The sequence below is a fragment of the Bradyrhizobium sp. CCBAU 25338 genome (assembly GCF_028128965.1).
GTDB classification, from domain to species: Bacteria; Pseudomonadota; Alphaproteobacteria; order Rhizobiales; family Xanthobacteraceae; genus Bradyrhizobium; species Bradyrhizobium liaoningense.
In genome coordinates, this window is record NZ_LFKY01000030.1 from 1 (window position 1) to 21,754 (window position 21,754).

Below are 21,754 nucleotides of genomic sequence, written 5' to 3' on the forward strand. Positions count from 1 at the left end.
TGCTCGCCTTCGCCAAAACGCTTCTTGGCTTCGGTCTCGGCCTTCCGCTTGGCTTCGTCCTCGTGGCGATGGCGCTCATCCTCGGCCTTGCGGCGGGCTTCGGCGGCTTCGCGCTCGGCGCGTTCGGCGGCCTCGCGGACGGCGCGGCGCTGGGCCTCTTCCTCGGCCTGGCGGCGTTCCTCGACTTCGCGCAGCTTGGCATCGGCCAGCGCGCTGGCACGGGCCGAACGGGGGGGGGGGGGGGGGGGGGGGGGGGGGGGGGGGGGGGGGGGGGGGGGGGGGGCGGTGAGGGTGCGCAACACCACGCCGGAACCGGCGTTGCGGGGCGGGGCGGGCGGAGCCGGGCGCGACGGCGCGGCGGGTGCCGCCGGCGCCGGCTTTGCGGCCACCTCAGGCGCGTGCGGCTCGGGGCCATCGCCAATGCGGCGCTTGCCGCGCTTCTCGACCACGACCTGCTTGCTGCGGCCATGGCTGAAGCTTTGGCGCACGGTCCCCGTTTCGACGCGCGGCTTGAGCGATAGCGTCTTGCTCGGAACGCTCAGCTTCTTGTCGCCAGGGGTCTTGGTATCAACCATTCAGCAGTCCTAATCCTGATTTATCAGTGTTGTGCGTTGCCGCACCGTCCAATTGGGTCGTCGTTGTCGCTCAGAAATCCTGGCCGTGCTTTTCGGCAGTCTTGTCATCGTCCGCCATCCGGTATCGGACCAGCATCTGGCTACGTGACAGGAATGACCTGCTCGCCGGGCCCGCGAGCAGCGCAGCATGTATCACATTTGACCGGGTGAGTGCCAAATCCAATTCTACCGATTTCAGTGCGGTGACGACGGGAATCTGCGGCTCAGCGCCGCGATTTCCGGCATTTTGACGCGCCAGCATGTCCAATTTGCGGATTCCGTCCGCGGCCCCGTCGCTGGCATGGATCAGGACCTCGACCGTGCCCTCGCGAAGGGCGCTCTCGACCTTGCCGAAGCCGGCCACGACCTGACCCGCCTTGGCGGCAATCCCAAGGGCTTCCGTAACGCTCCGAACCAGGAGCGCCTCGATGTCGGCGGGAAGCGTCTGAGGGATGCGCAGATCGCGCTTGAAGGCCTTGCTAAATTGGTGACGCCGCACGGCTTCCGCAACCACCTTGCGTGAGGCGGTGATCCACATGCCGCGTCCGGGCAGCTTGCGCTTGAGATCGGGAACCACCTCGCCTTGCGGCGATACGACGAAGCGGATCAGTTCGTCGATCGGCCGGACCTCGCGACTGACCGCGCACATGCGCATGGTCGCGGACCTTTCGGTCCGCGGCCCATGGTCGAGTTCGCTGTCAGTGCTGGCGAGCATCCGGATGACATCCTCCCTGGCCCTTACGCCGGCTGGTCTTCGGTCGCGGCAGCCTCTTCAGCAGGCTTGGCGAGATCGGCCTCGGTGATCCAGCCGGCCTTGACACGGGCCTGCATGATCATCGCTTCGGCATCGTCACGGGAAATGTCGATGCCATCGAGCGCACCGGCGTGCTTGGTCGGCTCGCTGCCTTCCTTGCGCTCGGTCCAGCCGACCAGATCGTCGGTGGCGCAGCCGGCGAGGTCGTCGACCGTCTTGATGTCGTTCTCGCCGAACTTCACCAGCATCTTCGAGGTCACGCCGGGCACGTCCTTGACCGCGTCCTCGACGCCGAGCTCCTTGCGCCTGGCCTCGAGCTCGGCTTCCTGCTGCTCCAGATATTCGCGGGCGCGGTTCTGGAGCTCTTGCGCGGTCTCCTCGTCAAAGCCTTCGATGCCGGCGAGTTCCTTGACGTCCACCATCGCGAGTTCCTCGACCGAGGTGAAGCCTTCGGACGCCAGCAGCTGGCCGACCACTTCGTCGACGTTGAGCGATTCCATGAAGACGCGAGTGGAGTTCTCGAAGTCGGCCTGGCGGCGCTCCGATTCCTCCTGCTCGGTCAGGATGTCGATGTCCCAGCCGGTGAGCTGCGAGGCCAGACGCACGTTCTGGCCGCGGCGGCCGATCGCCAGCGAGAGCTGGTTGTTGGTGTCGGGCACCACGACCTCGATGCGCTCGCGGTCCTCGTCGATGACGACCTTGGAGACTTCGGCCGGCGCCAGCGCGTTGACCACGAAGGTCGCGATGTCGGGCGACCAGGGAATGATGTCGATCTTCTCGCCCTGCAGCTCGTTCACCACGGCCTGCACGCGCGAGCCGCGCATGCCGACGCAGGCGCCGACCGGATCGACCGAGGAATCGCGGGAAATCACGCCGATTTTCGCGCGCGAACCGGGATCGCGGGCCACCGCCTTGATCTCGACGATGCCGTCATAGATCTCCGGCACTTCCTGCGCGAACAGTTTTGCCATGAACTGCGGATGAGTGCGGGAGAGGAAGATCTGCGGGCCTCTCGTCTCGCGGCGGACGTCGAAGATGTAGGCGCGGACGCGGTCGCCGTTGCGGAACACTTCGCGCGGCAGCATCTCGTCGCGGCGGATGATGGCCTCGCCACGGCCGAGATCGACGATCACGCTGCCATATTCGACGCGCTTGACGACGCCGTTGACGATGTCGCCGATGCGGTCCTTGAATTCCTGGTACTGGCGGTCGCGCTCGGCCTCTCGCACCTTCTGCACGATCACCTGCTTGGCCGATTGCGCGGCGATGCGGCCATATTCCAGCGGCGGCAGGGTGTCGGCGATGGTGTCGCCGACCTGGGCACCGGGATTGGCGCGCTGCGCGTCCACCAGCGAGATCTGGTTGGCATGGTTTTCGACCTTGTCGACCACCAGCATGTGGCGCGACAGCCGCAGCTCGCCCTTTTTCGGGTCGATCTCGGCGTGAACGTCAGTTTCGCTGCCGTAACGGGCCCGCGCCGCCTTGGCGATGGCGTCCTCCATCGCGGCGATGACGATGCCGCGGTCGATCGATTTCTCGCGTGCAACGGCGTCCGCGATCTGAAGCAATTCAAGTCGGTTGGCGCTGACTGCCATGGCTAGTCTCCTTGGTCAGGCTCGATCTCGCCCCGCCGCGCGCGTTCGGCGGCCAGGCGATGTTTCTTCGTATTGGTCGGGGCCGGCTTCTTCTTCGGCCTGGTGTTCTTGGTGATCTTTTCACTGATTTTCGCGTGCGGCGCCTGCGGCGGCTCGAGACCGAGATTGCGGCGCATCTCGCGCGCCTGGGCCTTGCCGCGGCGCATGGATTCGGCGATCAGCTCGTCGGTCAGCACCAGCCGGGCCTCGCCGATATCCTCCATGGTCAGGAGAACGTCGGCTTCGTCACTTCCCTTGACGTCGTCGCGATGCAGATGCACGCGATCGCCTTCGACAGCACCGAGCGTGCCGCGGAAGCGCTTGCGCCCCTCGTGCGCGACCGCCATCTCGATCTTCACCAGATGCCCGGAATAGCGCTCGAAATCGGAGCGGCGCACCAGCGGGCGGTCGATCCCCGGTGAGGAGATCTCCAGCCGGTAGGCGCGGTCGATGGGATCGGCGACGTCGAGCACGGGCGACAATGCCCGCGAGATCGCCTCGCAATCCTCGATCTGCATTGAGCCGTCTGGCCGCTCGGCCATGACCTGAACGGTGCAGCCGGCTTCCCCGGAAATGCGGATCCGCACCAGGCGATAGCCCATGCCCTGGAGCACGGGAGCAGCCACCGCGGACACCCGTGCCGCGACGCCCGGCTCGACCACGAGCCGCGGCTCGGCCAGCAATTCGGCATCCGTGGAACCAGGGTTCGGCTCGGTCATGTCCAGGGTCAGGGCGCTCGATGGTTAAGGCTTGGTTACGACTTCAAAGCCCGCTTCGGAACTTTCCCGACAGCGCGTCGGGCCGCATCTTTCGCCAAGCCGCGTTCAGGTAATAAAAAAGAGCGGGTCCTTGCGGGCCCACTCTCACTACGCGGATCGTATGAGAAGATGAATTGGCGCTGATATAGCGCTTTCCGCCCTCCTGGACAAGGCCCATCGCAGCGGGAATGGGGCCTTTTTGCGCCGATCGGCGCACCCTGCGCAACGCTTCTTTCATCAAGCAGGCCTAAATTCCCCGATCGTGGGGCGGCTTGAACCAAGGGCGCACCCGCGGCGTGCCCCGTTCGAGTTGCGTTTTCATGACCGTTGCCACGTCGCTCATTCCTGGACTGGACGATATCGTCAAACGCGGCGATCCGCGGCGACGCGGCGAGATCGCGCGGGCCATCGCCCAGTTGTTCTTCCAGGATGCGGAGAAGCTCCGCCCCGAGTTGATCGATCTCTTCGACAATCTCCTGATCGATCTCGTCCCGCATGCCGAGCTGTCCTCGCGGGTCGATCTGGCCGAGCGCTTCTCGCACCTGAACAACGCGCCGCCGCACCTGGTCAATCAACTCGCGCGCGAAAACGAGATCATGGTGGCCGGTCCTGTGCTGCGCCGCTCGCCCGTGCTCGACGACGCGGCTCTTGCCGAGATCGCGCGCCTGAAAGGCCAGGGCCATCTCCTGGCGATGACGGAGCGCCCAGCCTTGTCTCCCGTCGTCACCGACGTGCTGGTCGAGCGCGGCGATCGCGACGTGGTGCGCCGCGCCGCAGGCAATGCCGGCGCGGTGTTCTCACCAGGCAGCTATTCCGAGATGATCAAGCGCGCGGCCCAGGACGGCGTGCTGACCCTCAGGATCGGCCAGCGTAACGACCTCTCCGGCGAGCATCTGAAACAGCTGCTCGACGGGACGCTCGACGTCATCCGTCGCCGCCTCTCCAGCGTGGTCAATCCCGCGCGCAAGGCGGAGATCAAGCGCGCGATGGCGGCGATCGAGGAGGCCGCGCGCCCGCCGGGGCCGCGACGCGATTTTTCGGGCGCGCAGCGCACGGTGCTCGCCTTGCATCGAGAGGGCCATCTCGGCGAAAGCGCGCTGCTCGGCTTCGCCAAGGCGCACAAATACGAGGAATCGATCGCCTCGCTCTCGGCGATGTCCGGCGTTCGCCTCTCGACCCTCGACCGCCTGATCGCGGGCGACCGCTACGATCCGCTTCTGATCCTGGGCCGCGTGCTCAATCTCGGCTGGCCCACGGTGCGTGCGCTCATCCTGCTCTGGTACGGTCCGCAACGCACGCCCGCCGATGCCGACCTCGAGGCCGCGCGCGTGAACTTCACGCGCCTGATGCCGACGACCGCTGAACGCGTCGTGAATTTCTGGCGCAACCGGCGGACGATTTAAAGAACAGGCGTTGTCGTCATGGCCGGGCTTGTCCCGGCCATCCACGTTCTTCGTGCCGCCGAAAGAAAGTACGTGGATGCCCGGGACGAGCCCGGGCATGACGACTGCGGATGTATCGCGCGAAAAAATTCACACCCGCCTGAACCGCAAGTAAGCCGCCTTGCGTCCTTCACGCGCGGCCTTCCTGCCGTAGCGCGTCATGGTGTAGCCCGGCCATGGCTGGCGGAAATCGTCGGCGCGTTCGGCAAGCCAGACGAAGTCCTGCGAGCGCGCAAGATGCGACAGCGTCCAGGCGCAGTAATCGTCGATGTCGCAGACGAAACGGAATTCGCCGCCGCTTCGGAGCACGCGCGCCATTGCGGCGATCGTCCGGTCCTGGACGAAGCGCCGCTTCCAGTGTCGCCGCTTCGGCCAGGGATCGGGATGGATCAGGTCGATTCGCGACAGCGAGTCCTTGGGTAGCCAGGCCAGGAGCTCGGCGGCATCGCCCGCGAACAGGCGGATGTTGCCGATGTTGGCGGCTTCGATCTGCGCGAGGATCTTCGCCATGCCGTTGACGTAGGGCTCGCAGCCGATGAAGCCCGTGGCGGGAAAGTTCTGGGCCTCGGCCGCGAGATGCTCGCCGCCGCCGAAGCCGATCTCGAGCCTGACGTCTTCGGCTGCGGGAGCGAAGATCGCGCGGGCATCCGCCGGAGCCTCACCGTCGATGTCGAGCGCAAGATGCGGCAGCAGCTGCTCGATCAACCCGGCCTGGTGTTGCCTGAGCTTGTGGCCCTTGCGGCGCCCGAAGAAGGCGCGCTCGCTGTCGTCGCGATCGGGGTCTGATTTGCGTTCGATCATCGCAGCGTCTGATACAGGCGATGGAGCAGCCGCGCGCGCGGCGCGAGCGATGAGACATAGAGCTGCTCATAATGGGTGTGCGCGCCCTTGCCGTCGACGCCGAGTCCGTCGAGCGTCGCGGCGTGCGCGGCGGTGAAATTGCCGTCCGAGCCGCCGCCTGTATGCGTGTCGATCAGCTCGAAGCCGATCTCCGTGGCGAGCGTCTTCGCATGCTCGTACAGCGAAGCGCCTGCATCGCTCTTCTCGTAAGGCGGACGATTGAGCTCGCCGGTGACCGTGACGGTGACGCCGTCCGTCTTCGACGTCAGCCCGAGAATCTTGCCCACGAACTCGTCTGCGTCCTTCAGGTTCAGCACGCGCAGATCGACTTCGGCATAAGCCTCTTCCGGCGTGACGTTAGGGCGCGTGCCTCCGCGCACCACGCCGACATTGACGGTGACGCCGCGCGTCAGATCGTTCATTCCTTCCAGCGCCAGGATGATATTGCCGAGCTCGCGGACGGCGCTGCGGCCGTCTTCGGGCCGGGAGCCGGCATGCGCGGGCACACCCTTGATGAACACCTGGAAGCGTCCGACGCCCTTGCGTCCGGTGACGATCTTGCCGCCGTCGCGCGCCGGCTCGGTCACCAGCACGTATTTGGCCTTGCGCCCTTCCTTCTCAATCAGCGCACGCGACGTCGGGCTGCCGATCTCCTCGTCGGAGGTGAACAGGTGCGTGATGCCGAGCGGCGAGCGATCGGCCGTCGCGCAAAGCGCGCGAAAGGCGTGATGGGCGATGTAGGCGCCGCCCTTCATGTCGTAGATGCCGGGGCCGAACGCGACGTCGCCTTCGACCTTGAACGGCAGACGCTCGATGAATCCGATGGGATGAACGGTATCGAGATGGCTCAGCACCAGGATGCCCGGTCGATCCTGACCCCAATTCGTGCGCGCCACGAGATGATCGCCGCAGCCACCCACGCCGGCGACGCGCTCGAGCGTGACCGGCAGGTCGCGATATTGCTCCGCGACCAACGAGACCAGCGTGTTCACCTGTTCAGGCGCTTCGGTCGGCGTCTCGATTTCCACCCAGCGGCGGATGCCATCGAGGATGGTTTGGGAATCGAACCAATTGGAGCCGGTCATGAGCGCATCTGTGCCTTTGAATCGCATCATCGAAGCGGACGCGCATCAAAGCGCGGTCCTAAATGACGACATAGGCCAGATTTGACGCGGTCTCAAATCGCCATCGAGATGGCGCTTAGCGCTTGTCGGGGCCTTCGCGAGCCGCAATCTGCTCGACGAGATCGACGATGGAGCGGCGCATCTTCGAGTCGGTGATTCGCGTGAACGCCTTGGTCAAGGCGAGCCCTTCGGAGGTCGCGAGAAAGTCCGAGACGTAAGAGGGCGAGGCGCCTTCGCTAAAGCCGTCCGGACCCGGCACGCCGCTCGGGCCGCCTTCGAACAGGAATGACACCGGCACCTGGAGAATCTCGGCGATCTGCTGGATGCGGCTCGCGCCGACCCGGTTGGTGCCCTTCTCGTATTTCTGGACCTGCTGGAAAGTCAGGCCCAAAGCTTCACCGAGCTTCTCCTGGCTCATGCCCAACATGATGCGGCGCATGCGCACGCGACTGCCGACATATTTGTCAACAGGGTTGGGCGCTTTCGACATTTCCTCAGCCCTCCAAACATCACCTTCGGCGCAATCATCAAGCATGCCTCGGGTGCAGCATCGTCAATACCAAACACTGTTATTGGGAAACATTGCGGAGAAATTTAGCAACGCACCTCTGTCTTTCGCAGCCGGTGCAGAATGGGGAGCCCGCGTGCAGTCTGTCAACCGTGGGACTACGGTTGTCAAAGGATTCCGGCCGCCTCGGCGGCGGCGTCATCAGGGCTGACGCTTGGCGACACGTCGGCGGACCGCCAGGAGCACAGCCACTGCGACGAGCATGGCCGCGGGCGCATCACCCACCCGTGCATAGACGGTCGGCGAGATTGCAGCCGGCAGGTTTGCATCCAAAATGCCTTCGAGGCCGAGGCCGAGGCTCGCGACCGTGCGTCCGACCGGATCGATCACTGCGGAGATGCCGGTATTGGCAGAGCGGACCAGCGGCAATCCGAGCTCGATCGCGCGCATCCGCGACTGCTCCAGATGCTGATAGGGGCCGGTCGAGATGCCGAACCAGCCGTCGTTGGTGAGGTTCACGATCCAGCCGGGACGTTCGTTGCGTCCAGCCACTTCGCCGGGAAAGATGGCTTCGTAGCAGATCAGCGGCAGCGCCGGCTGTACGCCGGGGACCGGCAGTGCATGCCGCACGCTGCCGGCGATGAAGCCGCCGCGCACACGCGTCAGCTGTTCGAAACCGAGCTTCTCCATCAACGCCTGGTAGGGGAGAAATTCTCCGAACGGTACCAAATGCACCTTGTCATACACAGCGAGCACGCTGCCGTCGTGATCGATCACGTAAATCGAGTTATAGGCGCGCGTGACCGGCGTGCCCCGCGGCAGGTCGGGCGCGCGGACCGACCCCGTGATCAGCACGGTACCCTTGGGCAGCAGGTCGGCGATTTGCGCCATCGCGTCGGCTTCGCGGGTCAGGAAGAACGGAAAGGCGGATTCCGGCCAAATCAGGATGGTGGCATCGCGCACGCCGGTCGATTGCGGGCCGGAGGCGCGGTCCGACAGCGCGAGGTACTTCTTCATCACCTCCGCCTTCGCGGCGTAGTTGAATTTTGCGTCCTGCTGGAGGTTCGGCTGCATCAGGCGCAGCTTGGCGCCTGATACCATCGTGGTTGGATGCAGCGACAGGCGGATTGCGCCGAAGACGCTCATGACGACCAGAAGCGCGACCGCGGCCGCCGGCACGCGCCACGGCAGGCGGCGATCGGGCGTGCGGTCGATCAGCGTCGCTGGGCTTGCGAAGATCGCAACCGTCAGGAACGTCATGCCCCACAGGCCGATCAGCGACGCCGTCTGTGCCAGCGGCAGCGGCTCGGACAGCGCGTAGCCGAACGCGTTCCAGGGAAAGCCGGTCAGTGCGTGACCGCGCAGCCATTCGCTCATGGTGAGGCTCGCTGCGAGCGCCAGCACGCGCGTGGCGTTCTTGGTCCAGAGCAGGCGCGCCAGCGCAAAGCCCATCGCGGGGAAGATCGACAGATAGGCCGGCAGGCCGAGCACGGCGAACGGCGTCAGCCAGGCGAACACGTCGGCGTCGACGAAGAAGGCGTAGCCGATCCAGTAGAGGCCGGGCACGAAATAGCCGAGCCCGAACCAGTAGCCGGTCAAAGCGGCGGCGGGGACGCCGCCATAGCGGCCGCCGCCGGCGCCGTCGATCAGCCAGACCAGCACCGGGAAGGTGACGAACAGCACCGGGAAGAGGTTGAACGGCGCCAGCGCCAGCACCGACAGCGCCCCGGCCGCCATGGCGATGACGGCGCGCTTCCATCCCCAGGTGAGAATGATGGCAAGCGCAATCTGCCGGAGTCGCTGTAGTGGACTCACTGCGGGCCGGTCCCGTCGCTCGGTGGCGGCGTGGGCGTGTCGCTGGCCGAGGGCTGCCCGCTCTCCGGCGCGGCCTCGCGGCGCCGGCTCTCGCGCTGGGTGCGCGGCGCGGGGCGCTCTTTCCGTGTCGAGATGCGCAGCCGCTTGACCCGGCGCGGATCGGCGTCGAGCACCTCGACCTCGTAAGTGCCCGGACCCGAGATCACTTCGCCGCGCACCGGCAGGCGTCCGACGAAGCTGACGAGATAGCCGCCCAGCGTCGCCACCTCCTCGCCGGCTTCGCCCGTGACGAAATCCTCGCCGATCACCGAGCGGACGTCGTCGAGGCTGGCGCGGGCGTCGGCGATGAAGGCGTTGTCGGGCAGGCGCACGATCGAGGGTGGCTCGTCGCTGTCGTGCTCGTCGTCGATTTCGCCGACGATCTGCTCGACGATGTCCTCGATCGAAACCAAGCCGTCGCTGCCGCCATATTCGTCGACCACCAGCGCCAGATGGATGCGCGTGGCCTGCATCTGCGCGAGCAGGTCGATCGCCCGCATCGACGGCGGCACGTAGAGCAGCTTGCGGATGATGTGCGCATCATGAAGCGGCAGCGCGAGATCGACGGCGCGCAGGTCGAGCCCGGCCGGCAGCGGCTTCTTGCGCTTGGTCTTGGTGGCTTCCGATACGCGGGCGCGGGCGGTCATGAAGGCGAGCAGGTCGCGGATGTGGACGATGCCGACGGGATCGTCGAGCGTCTCGTTGAAGACGACGAGGCGGGAATGGCCGGCGCTCTCGAACCGGTCCATCAATTCCCCGAGCGGGATGTCGCGCTTCACTGCGATGATGTCGGCGCGATGCACCATGACGTCGGCGATACGGCGCTCGTGCAGGCCGAGAATGTTGCGCAGCATGGTGCGCTCGACCGCGGAGAAGCCGGTGTCGTCGGGCGTCGATGCATCGAGCACGACCTGGAGGTCGTCGCGGACCGACCCCGCCTTCCAGCCGAACAGCGTTCGGATGGCGCGCACGAGCCAGCCTTCGGCGGCCGGACGCATCACCTCGCCATGGGCCATGACGGCAGGCAGATTGCGCGTGTTGCGCGGGTTGTCCTGGATCGGATCGGAATCCGGCATCTCAGTGCGCCCCGGCGCGGTCGGCATAGGGGTCGGGGATGCCGAGATGCGCCAGGATCTGCGTCTCCAGCGCTTCCATCTCCTCGGCGTCGTCGTCGTTCTCGTGATCGTAGCCGATCAGATGCAGGAAGCCGTGCACGGCGAGGTGGCTCAAATGGTGCTCGAACGGCTTGTGTTCCTCGTCCGCCTCGCGCCGCATGGTCTCGTAGGCGATCGCGATGTCGCCGAGCATGCGCGGCGCATCGCCCGGCTTCCACCCGCCCTCCGGCTGGAGCGCGGGAAACGACAGCACGTTGGTCGGCTTGTCGATGCCGCGCCAGTTGCTGTTGAGCGTGCGGATGCCGGCGTCGTCGGTCAGCATCACAGCCACTTCCGCGTCGGCAACGTCTTCGTCGACGCTCTCGGCGGCGGCAGCCACCGCGCGCTGGATCACGGCTTCGGAATCAGGCTCGCGCTGCCAGCAATCGGCGACGACGAGGACCTCGGTCATGGGCAGGTTGGAATGGGACATTGTGTTGTCTGGGACGAAAAGGCGCCGTGCTCGCGCCTCTGGGGTCCGGTGTTGCCTCGTCAGGATTGACCGGTGGCCGGCCGCTGCGGCGAACCTTCGTAGGCGGAGACGATCCGCGCCACGAGTTCGTGGCGGATCACGTCCTCGGCCTTGAAATGAACCTGGGCAATTCCTTCGACGCCGTTCAAGAGGCGGGTCGCCTCGGCCAGGCCCGAGGTCTGGCCGTTCGGCAGGTCGATCTGCGAGGGATCGCCCGTCACGATCATGCGGCTGTTCTCGCCGAGACGCGTCAGGAACATCTTCATCTGCATAGATGTGGTGTTCTGGGCCTCGTCCAGGATGATGGCGGCGTTGGTGAGCGTGCGGCCGCGCATGAAGGCGAGCGGCGCGATCTCGATCTCGCCGGTCTGGAGCGCACGCTCGACGATGCGCGCATCCATGAGGTCGTAGAGCGCATCGTAGATCGGCCGCAGATAAGGATCGACCTTCTCGCGGAGATCGCCGGGCAGGAAGCCGAGTCGCTCGCCGGCTTCCACCGCCGGGCGCGACAGGATGATGCGATCGACCTCCTTGCGCTCGAACAGCTGGGCGGCATGGGCGACGGCGAGCCAGGTCTTGCCGGTGCCGGCGGGGCCGACGCCGAACACCAGCTCGTGCCGCTTCAGCGCGCGGATGTAGGAGTCCTGTGCGGCCGTGCGCGCGCGCACCGGGCGCTTGCGCAGGTTGATACTGTCGAAGGTCGATTTGGCCGACTTGGCGTCGAACTCGAACAGCGAGCCCTGCGCGATCACGGCGCGGATCGCGCCTTCGACCTCGCCCTGGTCGAGATCCTGTCCCTTCACGGCTTGCGTGTAGAGCATCTCCAGCACGCGCCGCGCGGCGTCGCAGCCGTCGCGGCTGCCGCCGATGGTGATGTGGTTGCCCTTGGAATCGACGACCACGCCGAGCCGCCGCTCGATCTGCGCCAGGTGCTGGCCATAGGGGCCGACCAGCGCGGAAGCGGCGCGGTTGTCGTCGAAGTCGATGACGACCTGGGTCTCGGGCGGAACTTGCATGTCGCGGTCAAATTTGCGGCTGGGAGCGAACGAAGACGAATCCGATGCGCTTTTGGGCAAGGGTTCAGGCTCCAATGGCTTGCGATAAAGCGGGCTCGCGCGCGTTGCGCGGCGTCACGAGCTCGCCGAGAAAGCTGTAGCGTTCGAGGCTGTCGATGCGGACCGGCAGGATTTGTCCGATGATGTCGGGTGAGGCCATCACATGGGCGGGCTGGAGGTAGGCGGTGCGGCCGACAATCTGGCCCTCCTTGCGCGCTGGACGCTCGAACAGCACATCGACCGTTGAGCCAATCGCGGCCTTGTTGAAGGCCGATTGCTGGCTGTCGATCAGTTCCTGGAGCCGCTCCAATCGCTGGTCCATCTTGGCGGGGGACACCGTCTCCTGCATGTCCGCGGCCGGCGTTCCCGGCCGGGCGGAGTATTTGAACGAATAGGCCGCAGCGTAACCGATTTGCGTGACAAGCGCGAGGGTGGCGAGAAAATCTTGCTCGCTTTCGCCCGGGAAGCCGACGATGAAATCGGATGAAAAAGCAATGTCTTGGCGCGCGGTACGGAAGCGGTCGATGACTCGGCGGTAATCATCGGCGGTATGTTTCCGGTTCATGGCCGCCAGAATCCGGTCCGAGCCCGATTGCACCGGCAGGTGCACGAACGGCATCAGGGCACCGAGATCGCGATGGGCTGCAATCAAGCTGCCGTCGACATCGCGCGGATGGCTGGTCGAATAGCGCAGCCGCGCGATGCCGGGAATCTTCGCCAGATGCTCGAGCAGCCGGCCGAGCGGCCAGGTTTTTCCGTCCGGCCCGTCGCCGTGATAGGCGTTGACGTTCTGCCCGATCAGCGTGAGCTCGCGCACGCCGTTATCGGCGAGCCGCTTCACGTCATCGACGATCTTCGATACCGGGCGTGAGACTTCGGCGCCGCGCGTGTACGGCACGACGCAGAAGGTGCAGAACTTGTCGCAGCCTTCCTGCACCGTCACGAACGCTGAAATGCCGCGCGCGCGGATCGCATCGGGCTTCGGCTGGGCCAGGAAGCCGAACTTGTCAGCCGCGGGAAACTCGGTCTCGATCGCGCGGCCCTCGTCGCCGGCGCGTTTCAAGAGCTCCGGCAGGTGATGATAGCTTTGCGGGCCGACCACGACGTCGACGACAGGCGCGCGACGCACGATCTCCTCGCCCTCCGCCTGCGCCACGCAGCCCGCGACCGCGATCTGCATCGTGCGGCCCCCACGCGCGGCCTCGTCCTTGGCCACGCGCAGCCGGCCGAGCTCGGAATAGACCTTTTCCGAGGCCTTCTCGCGGATGTGGCAGGTGTTGAGGATGACGAGGTCGGCGTCTTCTGCGCTGGCCGTCTCCACGAATCCTTCCGGTGCCAGCGTATCCACCATGCGCTGGGCATCGTAGACGTTCATCTGGCAGCCATATGATTTGATGTGCAGCTTGCGCGGCGGCGTCATGGAACCCGAAAATGGAGGTGGAGGACGGCTCTCAGATATAGGCTGGAGGGGCGAAAATCCAGCGAATGGGGCCCCTCAGGCGTCATTCCGGGGCGCGACGCAGTCGCGAAAGCCGGAATCCAGAGGTTTTGGCGCGAGATTCCGGGTTCAAGCGCATCGCTCGTGCCCCGGAATGATGGTGATATGACGAGGATCAGCCCACCAAGGCCTTCGCCTCGACCCGCCGGAGCAACTCCGGGAGCTGGTGCATGTCGGCAAAGGTTAGATCGGCGCCAGCCTGCCGCAGGGTCTCGGCATGGCTGTCCCCGCAATGGCTGCCGCCGCAAAAGCCGAACACGGTCATTCCCGCCGCCCGCGCGCCGGCAATGCCGGCCAGGCTGTCCTCGATCACGACACAGCGCTCGGGCGGCACGCCCATCTCGTTCGCCGCGAACAAGAACAGGTCCGGTGCCGGCTTGCCGTTCTTCACCTGCGAGGCCGAGAAGATGTTCGCTGCCAGGCGCTCGTAGAGCCCGGTGCTTCCCAGGCTTACGCGCATGCGCTGATGCGAGCCGCTCGAGGCGACGCAGACGCGCTGAGTGACGACATCGAGCACTTCGTGGATGCCGCGGATCGCTTCCAGGTCCGCCTCGAACGACCGGAACAGCTCATCCTGCAAGTCGCCATGATAGGCCTCGGGCAGCTTGCGGCCGAGTTCGGTCTCGATCTCGAGATTGGCCTGCCGCGTCGAACGGCCGAGGAAGCGTTCGAACACCTGCTCCGACGTGATCGGATATCCGTGCCGCGTCAGCACGTCGGCATGCGCGCGGCAGGAGATCACCTCGCTGTCCACGAGCACGCCGTCGCAGTCGAAGATGATGAGGTCGATGGGCATTCAGTGTGGAACTTGGTTATGGCACTCTGGTGCAGGGCGCGCGGTGCCACCTCTCCCAGCGGGACAGGTCGGCGCGAAGCGCCGGGTGAGGGGGACAGCTCTCTCGTGGGACCCGAGGCCCCTCCCCCGATTTGCTTCGCAAATCGACCTCTCCCCGACGGGGAGAGGTGAAGAGAGGCCGTCGCAAAATTTGTTCATCAATTCGTCGGCTTGTCGTCGTCGAGCGGGACGCAATAGAGCTCGAGCCGGTGGTCGACCAGACGGTAGCCGAGCTTGCGGGCGATCTCCGCCTGGAGCTTCTCGATCTCCTCGGAGGTGAACTCGATCACCTTGCCGTCGCGCAGATTGATGAGATGGTCGTGATGGCTGTCGCGCATCTGCTCGTAGCGCGCGCGGCCCTCGCGGAAATCGTGCCGTTCGATGATGCCGGCATCCTCGAACAGTTTCACGGTGCGATAGACCGTCGAGATCGAGATCTTGTCGTCAACCGCAACGCAGCGCCGGTAGAGCTCCTCGACATCGGGATGATCGGCAGCCTCCGCGAGCACGCGGGCGATGACGCGGCGCTGCTCGGTCATGCGCATGCCCGTGGCGGCGCAGCGCGCCTCGATATCGGACGCCTTGGATGCAGAGGAAGGTTTCAATGTGGTCATAGCGTTGTCTGCCTGGCGGGCGCTTTCTGCCACCGATGTTACGACAAGTCACGTCGCATCAGAAGGGCGTTCAATTGTTCCCCGTTGGGCTGCTTATAGTAGCGATCGCGGCGCCCGACCACCACGAATCCGCACCCGTCGTAGAGCCGCCGCGCCGGCTGGTTGTTTTCCTCCACCTCGAGAAATATTGTGCGCACGCCGCGCCCGGCGAGGTGGCCGAGATGGGTCATCAGCAGCGTGCGTGATAGGCCGCGGCCGCGATAAGCCCCGTCCACCGCAATCGAGAGAATCTCCGCCTCGTCCGCGCCGATCCGCGACACCGCAAAGCCGATCGTCTTGCGGCCGAGACGCAAGCGATGCACCAGCGTGTTGCGCTCGCTGATCATGCTCTCGAATTCGCCTTCGCCCCAGCCGTGCGCGAAGGAGGCGCCGTGCAGCTGCGCGAGCCGCGCGGCATCGCGCAAGGTCGCGGGCTCGACGACGGCGCTGCCGCCGTGCCACCACTCCGACAGCCATCCCATCATGAGGTTGCGGCTTGCGCTGCGAGCGGCTTCTGTGCCGCCGGCTTTGCATCGGGCGCCTTCAGATAGAACGGCCGCGCCGGCGTGGTGTCGGGATTGGCCGCCGCGCCGAGCCAGGCGACCCAGCTGATGTCGGGCGCGGGCTGCGCGTCGACCGCAACAGGCTGCGGTCCATCCTTCGGCCAGCGATCGGCGAGGATCTTTGCGGCGTTGCCGACCAGATGCGGCGCGCCGAATTGCGAGGCTGCGATCGCCTCGTCGATGCTGGCGACCTTAGGTCGCACCAGCTGGCTGCCGTCGCCGGCGACGATCTGGAAATAGACGTGATCGTGCCGCGCATCGATTGCGGAGAGCACGGGCGCCGTTCCGCTCTGGCCCACGACGGCGGCGGCATAGGCCGACAGGGTGGTCAGGCCGACGGCCGGCCGCCCGGCCGCGAGCGCAAAGCCGCGCGCCGCCGAAATGCCGACGCGCAGGCCGGTGAAGCTTCCGGGACCGACGGTGACGGCGATGCGATCGAGTGCGGTGAAGGCGAGATTGGCCGACTGCATCACCCGCGCGATCAGCGGCATCAAGGCCTCGGCGTGGCCGCGCTTCATGAGCACCGATTCCTGCGCGCGCAGTTCGGCCGTTTCGGTGTCGAGCACGGCGGCCGCGCAGGCGTCGAGCGCAGTATCGATGGCGAGGATCAGCATAAGAAAGCGAATGGCGAGTGGCGAATGGCGAACAGTCTAGCCGATCGGAGTTCCATTCGCCATTCGCTACTCGCCATTCGCGCTCTAATCACATCGGCCGGACTTCGACCACGTCGGGCACGAAGTGCTTGAGCAGGTTCTGGATGCCGTGCTGAAGCGTCGCCGTCGATGACGGGCAGCCGGAGCAGGAGCCCTTCATGTTGAGATAGACGATGCCGTCCTTGAAGCCGCGGAAGGTAATGTCGCCGCCGTCGTTGGCGACGGCCGGCCGTACCCGGGTCTCGATCAGATCCTTGATCATGTCGACCGTCTCGGCGTCGGCCTCGTCGAAGAACTCGTCCTCGTCGTCGAGATCGGCGTCGCTCTGTGCCGCGCCGTCGGCAAGCAGCGGCGCGCCGGACATGTAGTGCTCCATGATGGCACCCAGGATCGCGGGCTTGAGCTGCTGCCATTCACCGCTTGCCTTGGTCACGGTGATGAAGTCCGATCCGTAGAACACGCCGGTGACGCCGGGCACGTCGAACAGCTTTTCGGCGAGCGGCGAACGGCCTGCGGCTTCGCGGCTCGAAAACTCCATGGGGCTGCCGTCGACCACGACGCGGCCGGGAATGAACTTCAGCGTGGCGGGATTGGGGGTGGCTTCGGTTTGAATGAACATGGTTTTCTCCAGACGTCGCCGGTTCAAGGCCGGCGCGTGCCTATCCACTAGCAGATGGCGACGGGGAACGCACGATCAAGGGGAGAGGGAACTGTTTCGTTGTCATATCAGTAGGTTAGGGCGCCGAAATCTCCAATCGTCGTGGCCGGGCTTGACCCGGCCATCCACGCCTTGCTTCGTGGTGCAAAGAACGTGGATCCCTGGGACGAGCCCGGGCATGACGAGCGAACAACAGGCCGCCTCCCAGCCCGGGGACCTACGACAGCGAATCCACGCTTTCGTCGCTCAGCGCGCCGGAGATGATGGTCACCGGCACCGGGAACGTGCCCAACTCGTGCGCGAGCGATGAGACCAGCGGCCCCGGCCCTTCCGCGCCGGGACTGGCAGCGAGCACCAGCATGGCGATGTCGGGGTCCTCATCGATCACCGCGAGCAGCTGTTCCATCGGCGCGCCCTCTCGGATCACCCGTTCCGGCGTGATCGCGGCGATGCCGTTGGCGCGGCCGGCGGCGCGGTCGAGCGCGGCTTCCGCCGCTTCCTGCGCTTCGGCGCGCATGATGTCGGCGACGCCAAGCCATTCCTGGCTCTGCTGCTCCGGCTCGATGATGCGCAGCATCACCACGCCGCCGCCGGCGCGGATCGCCCAGCGGCTGGCATAATAGACCGCGCGATCCCATTCAGCGGTGTCGTCGACGACGACGAGGCATTTGGGCTTGTGACCCGGCTCGAAGCAAAGTCGCTTGCTGGTCATGCATGTCCCGGCGAGTGCATGGCCGCATGCTGCCACACTCGCTCCCGCTTGGGGAGAGGAGACGCGATCGGCGCCCTGGCGCCGACCGTTCTAGCGCCGGCGGATGAAGCCGACGATGTCCTTGGAGAGCTTCATCGTCTCGTCGGCGATGGCACGGGCCCGGTCGGAGCCGTCGATGAGGATCGCGTCGATATGGCCGGGGTCGGCGACGAGGCGCTTCATCTCGCCGGCGATCGGCGCGAGCTTGGTGACGCACAGCTCCGCCAGCGCGTTCTTGAAGCTGGAGAACTGGCCGCCGCCGAAATCGCGGAGCACCTCGGCCTTGGAGCGGCCGGAGAGCGCGGCGAAGATGCCGACGAGATTGTCGGCCTCGGGACGGGCTTCCAGGCCCTTTTCCTCAGTCGGCAGCGGCTCCGGATCGGTCTTTGCCTTGCGGATCTTCTGCGCGATGGTGTCGGCGTCGTCGGTGAGGTTGATGCGCGAATTGTCGGAGGCGTCCGACTTCGACATCTTCTTGGTGCCGTCGCGCAGGCTCATCACGCGCGTCGCCGGGCCCGTGATCAGGGGTTCCGGCAGCGGGAAGAACAGGCCGTCATTGGCACCGTGGCTGCGGATGGAGTCGCCGAAATCGTTGTTGAACTTCTGCGCGATGTCGCGCGAGAGCTCGAGATGCTGCTTCTGGTCCTCGCCGACCGGAACGTGGGTGGCGCGGTACAGCAGGATGTCGGCGGCCATCAGCACAGGGTAGTCGAAAAGGCCAACGGACGCGTTTTCGCGGTCCTTGCCGGCTTTCTCCTTGAACTGGGTCATGCGGCCGAGCCAGCCCATGCGTGCGACGCAGTTGAAGATCCAGGCGAGCTCGGCATGGCCCGAGACCTGGCTCTGGTTGAACACGATGTGCTTCTTGGGATCGATGCCGGCAGCGATGAACGCGGCGGTCACCTCGCGGGTGCTGCGCGTGAGCTCGGCCGGTCCGCCCCAGACGTCGATGCCTTGCGTGATCGCGTGCATGTCGACGACGCAATAGATGCAGTTGTGAGTTTCCTGCATCTTCACGAAGTTGACGATCGCGCCGAGATAATTGCCGAGGTGCAGATTGCCCGTCGGCTGGACACCCGAAAAGACCCGTTCAACGAATGGCATGGTTAGTTTTCCTGGCAAGCCTTCCTGAAGCTATTCGGCCGTCGTTTCCAACAGCGGCGCTGCCCCGTCAAGGGCAATTCGCGAGGTCAGTCGTGCCGGTGGTGCGGGACAGGCCGCTTCAGGGCGACAGCCGCTTCGCGCCAGGATGCCGCTCCGAGGATCTGCAGCAGCAGGCCATAGATGGCGATTCCGGCCGCGATCTGCGCGCCGAGCACGATGAAATCGATGAAGCCATGGGCCCCGGCCGGCACGAGGCCTGCAGTCAGCCAGAGCAGAGTGCCCATGGCCGCGGCGGCGAGCACGATCCGCGGCAGCCGCTTGCGGGCGCTCGCATCGACCGAGAAGCCGAACTCGCTCCTGCCCTTGCGGAGCAGCGAGAGCGCGCTGCTCCAGGCGCCAGCCGCGATGCTTGCGGCGATTCCGCTCGTGCCGAAGAGATGGCCGAGCAGGACGGCGAGCACGACGGCGACCACAAAGCCTTTGGCCGTGGCGAGCAGCGGCGTCATCGTGTCGCTGCGGGCATAAAAGGCAGGCGACAACGCCTTGATCAGCACATGCGCCGGCAGGCCCAGCGCCAGCCACATCAATGCATGCGCCGTCGCCACGCTGTCCTCCGCACCGAACGCGCCATGCTCGAACAACAGCCGCACGATCGGCTCGGCCAGCACGACCAGGCCGAGCGTCGCGGGCAGCGCCAGCCCGGCTGCAAGCTCCAGCGCGCGCGATTCGGCATGCGCCACGGCGTCGCGATCGCCGCTGCTTACCGCGCGCGTCAGCTCCGGCACCAGCACCGTGCCCGTGGCGACGCCGACGATGCCGAGCGGCAGCTCGATCAGGCGGTTGGCGAAATAGAGCCAGGACACGGCGGATGGCGTCGCAGAGGCGATGATCGCGCCCGCGACCATCAGCCATTGCGGGCCCGAGCTTGCGAGCATGCCGGGGATCGCCTTGGCGAAGAAGCCGCGCATCTCCTTGTCGAAACTGGCGCGCAGCGGCGTCGCAAGATGCGCGCTTCGCTGCGACAGCAGCATCAGGAGTTGCAGCAGGCCCGCGACGCCGACGGTGGCCGCCAACGTCCACGCAGCGAAACCGGCGTCAGCATGCCAGGCGAGCAGCACCGCGATCGCGGCGATCAGCGCGATGTTGAACAACAGGGGCGAGAACGCCGTCAGCGCGAAGCGGCCCTGCGCGTTGAGCAATCCCATCAGCACGGTGACCGGGCCCGCAAAGGCGAGATAGGGCAGCATCAGCCGCGCACTCTCGACCGCGCGATCGAGCGTGCCGCTGCCAAGGAATCCCGGCGCGATGACCGTGATGACCAGCGGCATCGACAATGCGATCAGGATCGATATCGCGATCAGGGCCGCGCTGACCGTGCCGAGCACGCGTCCGGCGAACGCCGCTGCGGCCGCCGCCCCGTCGCGCTCCCTGATGCGCAGCCAGGTCGGGATCAGCGCCGCGTTCAGCGCGCCCTCGCTGAGCAGACGCCGCACCACATTGACGAGCTGAAACGCCGCCAGAAACGCATCCGCCACGACGCCGGTGCCGAGCAGCGCCGCAATCATGGAATCGCGGGCAAAACCCAGCAGCCGCGAGGCCAATGTTCCCGTCGAGACGGTGAGGAAGGAGCGGATCATTGCTCTCGAGAATACCGTTGCTTGCCCGCGCCGGCTCGGTCGTGATAGGCCGCGAGGCAGATTTCAGGCCGACAGGAAGCGGATTTCCCCGGGTATCGCAATCCGGCAAACAGGATCAAGGTGAATGGCTGACGTGAAATATGACGTTCTCGGCATCGGCAACGCGCTGTTCGACGTGCTGGTCAGGACGGACGAGGCCTTTCTGGCCAAGCATGGCATGGCCAAGGGCAGCATGTCCCTGATCGACGAGGCGCGCGCGGCCGCCATCTACAAGGACATGGGGCCGGCCACGGAGGTCTCGGGCGGCTCGGCTGCCAACACCATCGTCGGCATCGGTAGCCTGGGTGCACGCGCCGCCTATGTCGGCAAGGTCAAGGACGACCAGATCGGCAACCTCTATGTCCACGACATCCGCGCCGCCGGCGTCGCCTTCAACACGCCCGCCGCCAAGGACGGCCCCGCCACCGGCTGCTCCTACATCCTGGTCACCGGCGACGGCGAGCGCACCATGAACACCTATCTCGGCGCGGCGCAGGACCTGTCGCCCGCCGATATCGACCCGGCCGAGGTCGCGAGCGCCGGCATCGTCTATCTCGAGGGCTATCTCTGGGACCCCAAGAACGCCAAGGATGCCTTCGTCAAGGCGGCCAAGATCGCCCATGACGCCAGGCGCAAGGTGGCGCTGACGCTGTCGGATTCCTTCTGCGTCGACCGCTATCGCGACGAGTTTCTCTCGTTGATGCGCAACGGCACCGTCGACATCGTCTTCGCCAACGAGTCCGAGCTGCATTCGCTCTACATGACCTCGGACTTCGACACCGCGCTGAAGCAGCTGCGCAACGACGTCAATCTCGGCGTCGTCACCCGCAGCGAGAAGGGCTGCATGGTGGTCTCGGTGGAAGACGCCGTCGCCGCGCCGGCATTCCCGGTCGACAAGGTGGTCGACACCACCGGCGCCGGCGATCTCTTCGCTGCAGGCTTTCTCTATGGCCTGGCGCGCAATCTTGCCTACAAGCAATGCGGCGAGCTCGGTGCGCTTGCCGCTGCCGAAGTGATCCAGCACATCGGCGCGCGGCCGCAGGTCTCGCTGAAGGAGCTGGCGCAGCAGCGCGGGCTGACCGCGTAGCCGAAGTCGCGCCTCATCCTCTGCTGTGACCGCCCGGCTTGACCGGGCGATCCAGTAGTCCGAAACA

The 21,754-nt window shown here is 66.0% G+C and carries 23 protein-coding genes; 2 read left to right on the plus strand and 21 right to left on the minus strand.

Going from position 1 to position 21,754, the window contains the following annotated elements; all coding sequences use genetic code 11:
- From ACM42_RS10785 to ACM42_RS10805, 5 genes are all read right to left on the minus strand, one after another.
- Positions 1-575: translation initiation factor IF-2 associated domain-containing protein (locus tag ACM42_RS10785; RefSeq protein ID WP_271527905.1), on the minus strand; the 575-nt coding region annotated here is incomplete at its 3' end.
- A 70-nt stretch (positions 576-645) separates the two neighbouring features.
- Positions 646-1,329 carry an RNA-binding protein gene (locus ACM42_RS10790; RefSeq protein ID WP_271527906.1) on the minus strand — a complete coding sequence of 228 codons (684 nt, stop codon included), beginning with the start codon at positions 1,327-1,329 and terminating at the stop codon, positions 646-648.
- Positions 1,330-1,352: 23 nt separating this feature from the next.
- Positions 1,353-2,963 carry a transcription termination factor NusA gene (nusA, locus tag ACM42_RS10795; protein ID WP_035671353.1) on the minus strand — a complete coding sequence of 537 codons (1,611 nt, stop codon included), beginning with the start codon at positions 2,961-2,963 and terminating at the stop codon, positions 1,353-1,355.
- 2 nt (positions 2,964-2,965) lie between these two features.
- Positions 2,966-3,721 (minus strand): ribosome maturation factor RimP, encoded by a 756-nt coding sequence (rimP, locus tag ACM42_RS10800; protein WP_271527907.1) that lies wholly within the window; start codon positions 3,719-3,721, stop codon positions 2,966-2,968.
- A 43-nt stretch (positions 3,722-3,764) separates the two neighbouring features.
- The gene (locus ACM42_RS10805; protein ID WP_271527908.1) at positions 3,765-3,998 is read right to left on the minus strand and encodes a hypothetical protein; all 234 of its coding nucleotides are present in this window, start codon (positions 3,996-3,998) and stop codon (positions 3,765-3,767) included.
- 82 nt (positions 3,999-4,080) lie between these two features.
- Between ACM42_RS10805 and ACM42_RS10810 the strand changes: the two genes are divergently transcribed.
- The gene (locus tag ACM42_RS10810) at positions 4,081-5,163 is read left to right on the plus strand and encodes a DUF2336 domain-containing protein (protein WP_271527909.1); all 1,083 of its coding nucleotides are present in this window, start codon (positions 4,081-4,083) and stop codon (positions 5,161-5,163) included.
- A 129-nt stretch (positions 5,164-5,292) separates the two neighbouring features.
- Here ACM42_RS10810 and trmB read toward each other — a convergent pair whose 3' ends face one another.
- The 16 genes from trmB to murJ form a co-directional block, all read right to left on the minus strand.
- Positions 5,293-6,003, minus strand: coding sequence for a tRNA (guanosine(46)-N7)-methyltransferase TrmB (gene trmB / locus ACM42_RS10815; RefSeq protein ID WP_271527910.1), 711 nt, complete (start codon positions 6,001-6,003; stop codon positions 5,293-5,295).
- Positions 6,000-7,157, minus strand: coding sequence for a M20 family metallopeptidase (locus ACM42_RS10820; protein ID WP_271527911.1), 1,158 nt, complete (start codon positions 7,155-7,157; stop codon positions 6,000-6,002). Before ACM42_RS10820 ends, trmB begins: the two co-directional genes overlap by 4 nt.
- An 85-nt stretch (positions 7,158-7,242) precedes the next feature.
- Complete coding sequence (locus ACM42_RS10825; RefSeq protein WP_007603895.1) at positions 7,243-7,656, minus strand: helix-turn-helix domain-containing protein; 414 nt, start codon at positions 7,654-7,656, stop codon at positions 7,243-7,245.
- 219 nt (positions 7,657-7,875) lie between these two features.
- Positions 7,876-9,489 carry an apolipoprotein N-acyltransferase gene (gene lnt / locus ACM42_RS10830; RefSeq protein WP_271527912.1) on the minus strand — a complete coding sequence of 538 codons (1,614 nt, stop codon included), beginning with the start codon at positions 9,487-9,489 and terminating at the stop codon, positions 7,876-7,878.
- Positions 9,486-10,604, minus strand: coding sequence for a hemolysin family protein (locus tag ACM42_RS10835; RefSeq protein ID WP_271527913.1), 1,119 nt, complete (start codon positions 10,602-10,604; stop codon positions 9,486-9,488). The genes lnt and ACM42_RS10835 overlap by 4 nt, the downstream gene beginning before the upstream one ends.
- A 1-nt stretch (position 10,605) precedes the next feature.
- Complete coding sequence (gene ybeY, locus ACM42_RS10840) at positions 10,606-11,115, minus strand: rRNA maturation RNase YbeY (RefSeq protein ID WP_271527914.1); 510 nt, start codon at positions 11,113-11,115, stop codon at positions 10,606-10,608.
- A 59-nt stretch (positions 11,116-11,174) separates the two neighbouring features.
- Positions 11,175-12,170 carry a PhoH family protein gene (locus tag ACM42_RS10845; RefSeq protein WP_271527915.1) on the minus strand — a complete coding sequence of 332 codons (996 nt, stop codon included), beginning with the start codon at positions 12,168-12,170 and terminating at the stop codon, positions 11,175-11,177.
- A gap of 64 nt (positions 12,171-12,234) precedes the next feature.
- On the minus strand, positions 12,235-13,629 hold the full coding sequence (miaB, locus tag ACM42_RS10850) for a tRNA (N6-isopentenyl adenosine(37)-C2)-methylthiotransferase MiaB (RefSeq protein ID WP_271527916.1): 1,395 nt from the start codon (positions 13,627-13,629) through the stop codon (positions 12,235-12,237).
- 193 nt (positions 13,630-13,822) lie between these two features.
- Positions 13,823-14,503, minus strand: coding sequence for an HAD family hydrolase (locus ACM42_RS10855; protein ID WP_271527917.1), 681 nt, complete (start codon positions 14,501-14,503; stop codon positions 13,823-13,825).
- Positions 14,504-14,700: 197 nt separating this feature from the next.
- On the minus strand, positions 14,701-15,156 hold the full coding sequence (locus tag ACM42_RS10860; protein ID WP_028176511.1) for a Fur family transcriptional regulator: 456 nt from the start codon (positions 15,154-15,156) through the stop codon (positions 14,701-14,703).
- 38 nt (positions 15,157-15,194) lie between these two features.
- Positions 15,195-15,680, minus strand: a complete 486-nt coding sequence (gene rimI / locus ACM42_RS10865; RefSeq protein ID WP_028176512.1) for a ribosomal protein S18-alanine N-acetyltransferase — start codon at positions 15,678-15,680, stop codon at positions 15,195-15,197.
- Entirely contained in the window at positions 15,677-16,372 is a 696-nt protein-coding gene (gene tsaB, locus ACM42_RS10870; protein WP_271527918.1) for a tRNA (adenosine(37)-N6)-threonylcarbamoyltransferase complex dimerization subunit type 1 TsaB, read from the minus strand. The genes rimI and tsaB overlap by 4 nt, the downstream gene beginning before the upstream one ends.
- Before the next feature lie 88 nt (positions 16,373-16,460).
- Positions 16,461-17,030 carry a NifU family protein gene (locus ACM42_RS10875; RefSeq protein ID WP_271527919.1) on the minus strand — a complete coding sequence of 190 codons (570 nt, stop codon included), beginning with the start codon at positions 17,028-17,030 and terminating at the stop codon, positions 16,461-16,463.
- A gap of 256 nt (positions 17,031-17,286) precedes the next feature.
- On the minus strand, positions 17,287-17,781 hold the full coding sequence (locus ACM42_RS10880) for a universal stress protein (RefSeq protein ID WP_271527920.1): 495 nt from the start codon (positions 17,779-17,781) through the stop codon (positions 17,287-17,289).
- A gap of 90 nt (positions 17,782-17,871) precedes the next feature.
- Positions 17,872-18,924 carry a tryptophan--tRNA ligase gene (trpS, locus tag ACM42_RS10885; RefSeq protein ID WP_271527921.1) on the minus strand — a complete coding sequence of 351 codons (1,053 nt, stop codon included), beginning with the start codon at positions 18,922-18,924 and terminating at the stop codon, positions 17,872-17,874.
- Positions 18,925-19,010: 86 nt separating this feature from the next.
- Positions 19,011-20,561, minus strand: coding sequence for a murein biosynthesis integral membrane protein MurJ (gene murJ, locus ACM42_RS10890; RefSeq protein WP_271527922.1), 1,551 nt, complete (start codon positions 20,559-20,561; stop codon positions 19,011-19,013).
- Between the two features lie 124 nt (positions 20,562-20,685).
- Here murJ and ACM42_RS10895 point away from each other — a divergent pair, with 124 nt between their 5' ends.
- Positions 20,686-21,687: an adenosine kinase gene (locus ACM42_RS10895; RefSeq protein WP_271527923.1), complete on the plus strand. Its 1,002-nt coding sequence runs from the start codon at positions 20,686-20,688 to the stop codon at positions 21,685-21,687.
- Positions 21,688-21,754: the final 67 nt, after the last annotated feature.

Bases quoted from the DNA above. Each gene is read 5' to 3' on its own strand.
- ACM42_RS10790 (WP_271527906.1), bottom strand. From the start codon at position 1,329: ATGCTCGCCAGCACTGACAGCGAACTCGACCATGGGCCGCGGACCGAA.
- nusA (WP_035671353.1), bottom strand. From the start codon at position 2,963: ATGGCAGTCAGCGCCAACCGACTTGAATTGCTTCAGATCGCGGACGCC.
- rimP (WP_271527907.1), bottom strand. From the start codon at position 3,721: ATGACCGAGCCGAACCCTGGTTCCACGGATGCCGAATTGCTGGCCGAG.
- ACM42_RS10805 (WP_271527908.1), bottom strand. From the start codon at position 3,998: ATGAAAGAAGCGTTGCGCAGGGTGCGCCGATCGGCGCAAAAAGGCCCC.
- ACM42_RS10810 (WP_271527909.1), top strand. From the start codon at position 4,081: ATGACCGTTGCCACGTCGCTCATTCCTGGACTGGACGATATCGTCAAA.
- trmB (WP_271527910.1), bottom strand. From the start codon at position 6,003: ATGATCGAACGCAAATCAGACCCCGATCGCGACGACAGCGAGCGCGCC.
- ACM42_RS10820 (WP_271527911.1), bottom strand. From the start codon at position 7,157: ATGATGCGATTCAAAGGCACAGATGCGCTCATGACCGGCTCCAATTGG.
- ACM42_RS10825 (WP_007603895.1), bottom strand. From the start codon at position 7,656: ATGTCGAAAGCGCCCAACCCTGTTGACAAATATGTCGGCAGTCGCGTG.
- ACM42_RS10835 (WP_271527913.1), bottom strand. From the start codon at position 10,604: ATGCCGGATTCCGATCCGATCCAGGACAACCCGCGCAACACGCGCAAT.
- ybeY (WP_271527914.1), bottom strand. From the start codon at position 11,115: ATGTCCCATTCCAACCTGCCCATGACCGAGGTCCTCGTCGTCGCCGAT.
- ACM42_RS10845 (WP_271527915.1), bottom strand. From the start codon at position 12,170: ATGCAAGTTCCGCCCGAGACCCAGGTCGTCATCGACTTCGACGACAAC.
- miaB (WP_271527916.1), bottom strand. From the start codon at position 13,629: ATGACGCCGCCGCGCAAGCTGCACATCAAATCATATGGCTGCCAGATG.
- ACM42_RS10855 (WP_271527917.1), bottom strand. From the start codon at position 14,503: ATGCCCATCGACCTCATCATCTTCGACTGCGACGGCGTGCTCGTGGAC.
- ACM42_RS10860 (WP_028176511.1), bottom strand. From the start codon at position 15,156: ATGACCACATTGAAACCTTCCTCTGCATCCAAGGCGTCCGATATCGAG.
- rimI (WP_028176512.1), bottom strand. From the start codon at position 15,680: ATGATGGGATGGCTGTCGGAGTGGTGGCACGGCGGCAGCGCCGTCGTC.
- tsaB (WP_271527918.1), bottom strand. From the start codon at position 16,372: ATGCTGATCCTCGCCATCGATACTGCGCTCGACGCCTGCGCGGCCGCC.
- ACM42_RS10875 (WP_271527919.1), bottom strand. From the start codon at position 17,030: ATGTTCATTCAAACCGAAGCCACCCCCAATCCCGCCACGCTGAAGTTC.
- ACM42_RS10880 (WP_271527920.1), bottom strand. From the start codon at position 17,781: ATGACCAGCAAGCGACTTTGCTTCGAGCCGGGTCACAAGCCCAAATGC.
- trpS (WP_271527921.1), bottom strand. From the start codon at position 18,924: ATGCCATTCGTTGAACGGGTCTTTTCGGGTGTCCAGCCGACGGGCAAT.
- murJ (WP_271527922.1), bottom strand. From the start codon at position 20,561: ATGATCCGCTCCTTCCTCACCGTCTCGACGGGAACATTGGCCTCGCGG.
- ACM42_RS10895 (WP_271527923.1), top strand. From the start codon at position 20,686: ATGGCTGACGTGAAATATGACGTTCTCGGCATCGGCAACGCGCTGTTC.